Genomic DNA, 856 nt, shown 5'->3' on the forward strand with positions numbered 1-856 from the left:
CCGTAATGTAGGTCCTTATCACCTTGCGACCACGTTTACCTGACTCTTCTTGCTCTACTGCGTGAGACGAATAGTCTGCCAATTTCTCAAAAGAAAAATGAGATTGAAAAAGAGCATGTAAACGAGGTTGGTTATCCTTAACGGCCATTAAATAGTCACCACCTCTAAGAACAATATCTTCCGCTATGGCTCTTTGACATCCCATGGCATCTAAGCTGATAACTCGGCCTTCGACTTGGATTAATTTCAATATCTGGGGAATTAACGTGATCTCATTCGATTTTTCATCCGTTTTCAACTGCCCTAGTACAAGGCCAGTATCTACAGAATACGCGTTCACCATATGAGTTAAGCATTTGTTTTTACTATAATCATACGTACCCTTTAATGACTTGCCATCTATGGCAACATGATGGGTCACTAAGGATTTTTCTCGCCGAATATCATTACACCAACGAACGAAACACAATGAAAACTCATCTGGATCAATCAAACCCACTATTCGCGCCAAAGTATCGTGACTAGGCACACCAGAAGAGTAGTCACTAAACTTACGAAACCAGGTTAAATTTTCCTCACCAAAGCCTTCGATTTCATCCCAAGTCTTCATTCCGCACAGCATCGCTGTCACCACCTGGAACATCACTTCAAAGAAATTATAGGTCGATTTTCTTGCCTGACGAGTATCACTCAATATGCTAAAATGCTCTTTAAATTCGCTGTAATCCATATTCGTCTTATCCTGCTTTATCTTTAACAGTATAAGATCACGCCAAGATCGCTAATTCAATCTATTTCTGAAAATTTTATCCCGAAATTCGATTAAAAGGTGCGTCAATAACATGCGCGGACCGTG

The 856-nt window shown here is 40.3% G+C and carries 1 protein-coding gene; it reads right to left on the minus strand.

Translation table 11 applies throughout. From position 1 onward, the window contains the following. Positions 1-730 (minus strand): ISAs1 family transposase (locus SJ312_RS23265; protein ID WP_319868415.1); only part of this gene is annotated, 730 nt, incomplete at its 3' end. Positions 731-856 lie beyond the last annotated feature (126 nt).

Source organism: Providencia sp. CIM-Carb-044 (genome assembly GCF_033901115.1).
Classification (GTDB): Bacteria; Pseudomonadota; Gammaproteobacteria; order Enterobacterales; family Enterobacteriaceae; genus Providencia; species Providencia hangzhouensis.